This window comes from [Clostridium] clostridioforme AGR2157 (assembly GCF_000424325.1).
Classification (GTDB): domain Bacteria; phylum Bacillota; class Clostridia; order Lachnospirales; family Lachnospiraceae; genus Enterocloster; species Enterocloster clostridioformis_A.
The window spans coordinates 1-6823 of record NZ_AUJR01000095.1; the positions used below are offsets into that span (position 1 = coordinate 1).

At 45.0% G+C, this 6823-nt stretch carries 8 protein-coding genes and 1 pseudogene; 4 read left to right on the forward strand and 5 right to left on the reverse strand.

The features are described 5' to 3' along the window. The 5 genes from tnpA to G614_RS31560 all read right to left on the reverse strand — a co-directional run. Positions 1-230: IS200/IS605 family transposase (gene tnpA, locus G614_RS0123125; RefSeq protein ID WP_027643793.1), on the reverse strand; the 230-nt coding region annotated here is incomplete at its 3' end. Between the two features lie 131 nt (positions 231-361). Next, positions 362-1654 carry a response regulator gene (locus tag G614_RS33115; RefSeq protein WP_049948107.1) on the reverse strand — a complete coding sequence of 431 codons (1293 nt, stop codon included), beginning with the start codon at positions 1652-1654 and terminating at the stop codon, positions 362-364. Next, a complete protein-coding gene (locus G614_RS33120; RefSeq protein WP_049948108.1) occupies positions 1623-3866 on the reverse strand; it encodes a transporter substrate-binding domain-containing protein in 2244 nt (747 codons plus the stop codon). Before G614_RS33120 ends, G614_RS33115 begins: the two co-directional genes overlap by 32 nt. Before the next feature lie 317 nt (positions 3867-4183). Further along, positions 4184-4588 carry a GNAT family N-acetyltransferase gene (locus G614_RS0123135; RefSeq protein WP_155245132.1) on the reverse strand — a complete coding sequence of 135 codons (405 nt, stop codon included), beginning with the start codon at positions 4586-4588 and terminating at the stop codon, positions 4184-4186. Between the two features lie 50 nt (positions 4589-4638). Then, a complete protein-coding gene (locus tag G614_RS31560; protein WP_155245134.1) occupies positions 4639-4890 on the reverse strand; it encodes a hypothetical protein in 252 nt (83 codons plus the stop codon). Positions 4891-5280: 390 nt separating this feature from the next. Here G614_RS31560 and G614_RS35225 point away from each other — a divergent pair, with 390 nt between their 5' ends. From G614_RS35225 to G614_RS34750, 4 genes and pseudogenes are all read left to right on the forward strand, one after another. Then, a complete protein-coding gene (locus G614_RS35225; protein ID WP_278246019.1) occupies positions 5281-5688 on the forward strand; it encodes a tyrosine-type recombinase/integrase in 408 nt (135 codons plus the stop codon). Further along, positions 5685-5963, forward strand: a complete 279-nt coding sequence (locus G614_RS33130; RefSeq protein ID WP_027643795.1) for a hypothetical protein — start codon at positions 5685-5687, stop codon at positions 5961-5963. The genes G614_RS35225 and G614_RS33130 overlap by 4 nt, the downstream gene beginning before the upstream one ends. An 11-nt stretch (positions 5964-5974) precedes the next feature. Beyond that, on the forward strand, positions 5975-6298 hold the full coding sequence (locus G614_RS33135; protein WP_027643796.1) for a YodL domain-containing protein: 324 nt from the start codon (positions 5975-5977) through the stop codon (positions 6296-6298). A gap of 60 nt (positions 6299-6358) precedes the next feature. Further along, a pseudogene (locus G614_RS34750) lies at positions 6359-6823 on the forward strand (transposase); the annotation flags it as partial.

Here is a 6823-nt window from a genome sequence, read left to right on the forward strand (position 1 = left end):
ATCTCACTGGGGGCCAAGTTCGCTGGACATGACAATAGCATATGTACATGATCCGGCTGTATACTTCCTTGTAATATTTTTATTCCCTGACTGTCACAGCCTTGTCTCAGCAAATCTCGTAGCCTAAAGGCTACATCTCCTTTTAATACTTCATATCTATATTTCGTTATCCACACAAAATGGTACTTTATATCATATACCGTATGACTCCCATTTCTGTAATTTGCCATTTCTACGTACCTCCCGATACGCCAATTATATCACTGCCTCCTGGAAAAGGAAATGCCGCTGAAGCTCTACCGCCTAAAGGCGGTGGTTTTTACCTTAGGCTTGGAAAATAAACCATTTTCTATTTCAAACATCAATCCATTAAAATATCCTTCAAAATATCCATCAGCTTTAATATATCAATCGGTTTTGCAACATGACCATTCATTCCGGCCTCCATTGCCTTCTGTCTGTCCTCATCAAAGGCGTTTGCCGTCATCGCCACAATCGGAACAGATGACCGTGCGGGATCTTCCATAGCTCGAATCTGCCGTGTTGCCTCGTAGCCATCCATAATCGGCATCTGAATATCCATCAGAATCAGGTCATAAGTACCCGCCTCCACATTCTTTATCGTATTCACGGCTTCTGTTCCGTCACCTACAATATCAATCACCAATCCCGCATCCCCCAGAATTTCCTGCGCAATTTCCTGATTGATTTCGTTATCCTCCACCAGCAGTATCCTCTTATTTTTCAAAAACTCCTCCTGCTCCTCCTTGGTATCAGCCTCCGGCTCCATATATGGAGCCACCAAAATCTGATGGAGCTTAGAAAGGAAAATCGGTTTCGAGCAAAATGCCGTAACACCAGCCTCTTTTGCCTCCTCCTCAATATCAGCCCAGTCATACGCAGTAAGGATAATAATTGTTGCCGTATCCCCGATAACCTTACGGATTCTGCGGACAACCTCAATTCCATTCATATCCGGCATAAGCCAGTCAATAACATATGCACTATACGGTTTATTTTCTTCTATCGCAAACTGAGTACGGACTACCGCTTCCTTTCCCTGTGTTGTCCAATCAGGATTCATGCCAATGGAAGAAAGCATCTTGCTGACGCTCATGCAGGTATTTGCATCATCGTCCACAATCAATGCCCGCAGATTTGCCAGCTTCTCCAGATGCTCTGTCTTTTGGGGCTGGTTCACCGTGCGGAACCGGAAAGATACGATAAACTCTGTCCCCTTCCCCACTTCGCTCTCCACCTCGACAGTTCCGTTCATCATATCTATGATATTCTTGGCAATCGCAAGGCCAAGACCAGTTCCCTGAATACCACTTACCGTAGCAGTCTGCTCCCGCTCAAACGGCTCAAATAAATGCTTTAAAAATTCTTCACTCATGCCAATACCGCTATCCTTAATCCGGAACTGGTATGAAGCATATCCATCTGGATCGCTGTCTGTCTGTATAATACGGACGCTGACTGTCCCACCCGCCTTTGTATATTTCATCGCATTGCTCAGAATATTCAAAAGCACCTGATTCAGGCGAAGCTTATCACAGATAATCGTCTCATTTGTTATATCCAGCGTATCGATATAGAATTCAAACTGTTTCGCCTTGATATCAGACTGTACAATGGTTTTCAAGTCGTGCATAGCTTTCAATCCGGCTCATATCCAGCACATCATTAATTAAGCTCAGCAGATGCTTGCTGGAGGTCATAATCTTATCCAGATAATTCCGCACTGTTTCCCTGCTGTCAATATGCGTTGCAGCCAATGAGGTAAACCCGATTATCGCATTCATCGGTGTGCGGATATCGTGGGACATATTGTTCAGAAAAGCGGTTTTTGCATGGTTGGCATGCTGAGCCTGTGCCAGCGCTTCTGTCAATGCCTGCTTCTGCTTCTGCTCCTCACGCACAATTTCGTCAATATTACGAAATCCAGCGAGAACAGTAAAGCCTTCCCGTGATCTCTTCCCCTCCACTTTAACATAGGTAAATTGATAATTATGAATTGTTCCATCAATCAGCACCCGATAGTTTCCCACATATTCCATATCGGAATTGAGCTTTTCGGTCACCCTATCAATAGACAGCGCCTCTAAAAGCTCCTGTTGGTCCCCCGGATAAACACGCTCCTCGACATACTGATGCACAAGCGGTGTATACGAAAATGTCTTCAGGAAATTTTTTTCCAGCCCAGAAGTTACGTAACCCTCCATCTTTATGATTTTAGCCGTATCCTCCCCGGTATTTACCGCAAAAACATTGAGATAATCACGGCTCAGTGCATCCACAATGGCAAGCTGATCCTCCAGCTTCTTATTTGCCTCCTCAGATGCATGCAGAATTTTTCCCTTCCATCTTGCCCAAAATAAAAGTGCCAGAATAATGACCAGAACCAAAACAATAACCAGAACCACCAGAACCATTGCCTCCGGATTAGCCTGCATATACTGCGCAAAAGTCAAATCCTGCGGTGTATAAGAGGTATACTGTGCAATCAACTGGTTGAGTGCGTCCTCTGGCATCTGCTTCAGACATTTGTTGAGTATCGTTACAAGCTCATGATCACAATTCTCCCTGACATACATCTGGAATGTGAATCTTACGCCGTTCACAACACTGTATTGCAGGGAACCCGTGAAATCATTATTCACAGACATCTGCGCTGTGTAGGTATATACATAAGCAGCATCTGCTTCTCCTTTCAGGACAGCCTGAATCGCCTCATCCCTTGTGTCATAGTACAGTACCTTTGCATCGTCGATAATTTCCTTTTCCAGCGGCTCCTCTCCCTGCGCATTCACAACTGCGATTGTCTTAATCTTGCCCGTAAAATTATTTTTCGTCACCTTTGCCGTGCCGACTGTCATGTAGGTATCTGTATTAAATCCGCGGTATAAATCCTTCTCCGTCGTCAAATCGGATATTCTTCTGTCTATAACAATATCCACGCCATTAGTATTCGCAGTATTGTAATAATCCTCCCGGTTTTCAGGCACAACAATTTCATATGGCAGGCCGCACAACTCCATAACCTTTGCGAAATAGTCCGGCATAATCCCTTTTAACTCCCCGTCCTCAACATAAGAATAAGGGGCTCTGTCTCCAATCGCCGTCGCTGTAATTTTTTTCTTCCCCGCAAGAACATCCTGTATATATGCTTTCTCGCGTTCGGTAAATACAAGTTCGGAAGAGTAGACTGGTCCATAATATTTGAAAAACAACGAATTGTCCCAGTCTCCCCCATTGATATCCATCTGCTCAATGGCATAATTGATTTCCTCCAGCAGTTCTTTGTCTTCTTTTCGCACAATCACATAAAAATTCTCTGTCTGCAGCGTGTCCAGCGTTTTTTCATTTTCCATCTTTCTCAAATTGCTGGAGAGGATTGCATCAATACTGCCATCCTTCAAAGCCATCGCAAGCTGCTGTGAATTTTCATACTCCTTCGTGTCGTAAGAAAACTGTTTCTCTTTGGCAAACTCCGCCAGTTTGTCATTCTGGCTGCTCCCTGCAAGCAGACCGACGCACATTCCATCGTAAGTCCTGTAGTCCCCGCTGTGATATTTCGTGTTGTCTGCTAAAATGGAAAGAACCGTGCTGTTACGCCCAATCGGATATGAAAATGCAAATTTGGCTTCACGCTCTGGATTTTTCCTTGCAGACGTAACTAGGTCAATCTCACCATTTTCTAACATGGTAAGCATATCATTCCACGATTTGTCATATCCAACATAGTCAAAATTCAGATGTGAATATTGTGAAATCATCTGCAAAACCTCAATGCCATATCCGGTCAGATTTCCCTTCTCATCCTTTTCATGATAACCATCAAAATAGAAAATGCCTGCCTTCATCCTCTTATTAACTGCTTCGTCTGGCACACTTGTATTAGATGCGTTTGCTGGTATGCAATCGAATAAAATAAGAAAAAGGCATAATAATACTGCTATCCACCTTTTGCTATGTATAAACCGCCATTCTCGGTATGGCTCTTTTGCGGTAATCCGAAAATGTGTCACAAATCCATTCCTTGTATACTCGTCAAACCGATTTTCATCAATTATTTCAATTTTGGATAAATCACTCCGCCATTCATAGCTTTTATTATCCGTAACAATGTCCCAGACTGTCTTGCAGTCACACGGGAACTGTGCTGTCACTGTTGATAGCTTCACTGGATATTCCCCCATTCTTCTTCTTTTTGCCAAAATGTCCATTTTACTACATTCTGGTATCCATTTTTCTGATAAAATCTGTTTTCGCCGCCTGTCATATACGTTGCGCCTAACGCCTTCGTTCTCCTATACATTTCAGACAACGCTGCTGCAAGACCTTTATGTCGGTATTCGGGAATGGTGCAGAGTGGTTCCATGTATGCCAGATGATTTTCAGGGCTCCGGCGTTGCGTGTGGAAATGCAATTCATTTGCAAAATCGTACTGCATATCCCAATATTCCGATTTCTGGCGATATCCCAACTGCTGTGCAGTGCGCATCAATGCATCCTGTCCGCCAAAGAAAATGAATCGTATGCTTTCTCCGTTCATGAGCATATTTTCATCAGCATATGTCACCATTTCTAACGCCAGCTTCTCATATCCGGGTTTCAGACAGAAATAAATGTCTGTCACTGGATTTTCATAAAAGCAAAATGCCACAATCTCTCCATCACATTCCCAAATTCGGTTTTTGTAAGAACAGGAGATGTCCATCCAGTAAGAAAATGATGCGTATGCGTATTCAAAGAAGGGCGCTGGCACACCGTTTCTCCAGTCTCTCTCTCATAAATTTCAAGCAGAGACTGATATATTTTTCCGCAATCTGCCAATACACTAAATGGTCTTTGTGTTACATTCTTCATATACTTTTTCACTTCCAAAACCTATACCCTCCCTTGTTTTACTAAAATAAAGTTAACCGCTCCATCAGGGAATATCTCCTTGGCAAAGGCAGCCAGCCTTCCACTGTCAATGTCAGGGTTGCCGCCATACGTTCTTATTTAAACTATGCGGCAGACCTGGATGTATCGGTGCAGTCAGCCCTTACCATAAGCCAAATATCACCATGTAAAACCATAAGGAAAGAAAAACCCATCCTTACGGAAGATGCGCTTGCGGCTTTACTTGCAGCCCCGCCCCATACCCGGACCGGCATCAGGGATCGTGCAATACTGGTCCTGCTTTATGATACCGCTGTGAGAATAAACGAACTGCTTAATATCAGGCTGTGCGACAGATAAAAAATACCCACAGGCAAGGCAGCTGGCCATCTGAAAGAATATCTGCGGGTTTACCATGGCGCTTCTCCAAAGGCTGCATACCTGTTTTCAACAACCATAAAAGGTGTAACGGACCGTATGTCGGTTGGAAATGTCCATCGTATTATAAAAAAGTATGCTTCGCAGGTCAGCGCGGAATGGATTGCCCTTCCGGAATCCGTCCATTGCCACATGTTCCGTAGGACAAGGGCGACAAATCTTTATCAGGATGGTGTGGCAATCGAACTGGTATCCACTGTACTGGGACATGCAAGAACGGATACAACCAAAAACTACTATGCAAAAGCTTCCGTTGAACAGCTTAGGGATGTCCTTGAGTCAGTACCCACACCAACAGAAAAAGAGGAACCATTGTGGGTGGGAAACGAAGATGAGATGGCCCGCCGCTGCGGATTGTGACGAATAATGCCCATCATTTTGAACTAAAATCCCGAATTACTCAGCATTCCAGCGAGTATTCTTTTCCCTATGTGGCAGGCTGGGAGGGAAAGGATCAGAACCTTTTGAAAGCCTCCCTTGCCACAATCCGGGAAACAGCGGAAAGCCTGATAACGGACATAGACGCAAAATTTCAGGAGCTTGCCAAGGGCCTGGAGCAGGCTGCCCCGGAGGTGGAGCCGGGCACCTACAGCCGGAGCTTCACTACCACCGGTTTGAACCGCTGGAACGTCTGACTGCCCACGGAATGAGCGTGGAGGCTGCCAACTATAACGAAGTGTACCAAGGGCAGCTGACAAGCAACGACACGCTGGGAAAGCTCTATGAACGGTTCAATCTTGACCGCCCGGAAGATTTTCGGGGACATTCTCTTATTGACGGCATTTTGAACGACAAACCCTTTCTGCCAGAGGCGTCCGCGAATGAGCGGGCCAACGCCCTGATCGACCTTGTGGAGCAGGAGGGCCAGCGGTTCGGAAACGTGACGCCGGAAGAACGCCAGCTGATTGAGGACTGGGAATGGACAATCTGGGAGCCTATCTCCGCAAAATGGCGATTGACGGATATGTGATAAGTCTGGACTTATCCGAGGTGCGGAAAATGGTGAAGCTCTTACGGAACGCGACCAACCCGTAAAGTCCTTTTGGAGCAGCTCTCCCTTAAACTGGGCCCGTCTTTTAAGAAACTTAAAAACCAGATTTACAAAGACCATCCCGATGGTTTTTATGTCAGGGCCATACCCAATCCGTGCTCCCCTGATATCACTATTAAATATATCAGCAGATATCTGGGCCGGCCCGTCATTGCCACTTCCAGGATTGATGCCTATGATGGGACTTCTGTGACCTTCCACTATCAGCGCCATGAAGACCATGAAACTGTAACCGAATGCATCCCCGCCATTGACTTTATCAAACGCCTGATTGTACATATCCCTGACAGACACTTTAAAATGGTCCGTTACTATGGGATTTATGCAAAGCACCATAAACAGGAAAAAAATCTCCGGAAATGTTTATCCCCTCAGAAACAGCGTTATCTTTCCAGGCTTCTGGATTGGCGTAATTCAATCCTTCTGGCTTTTGGCTATGATCCG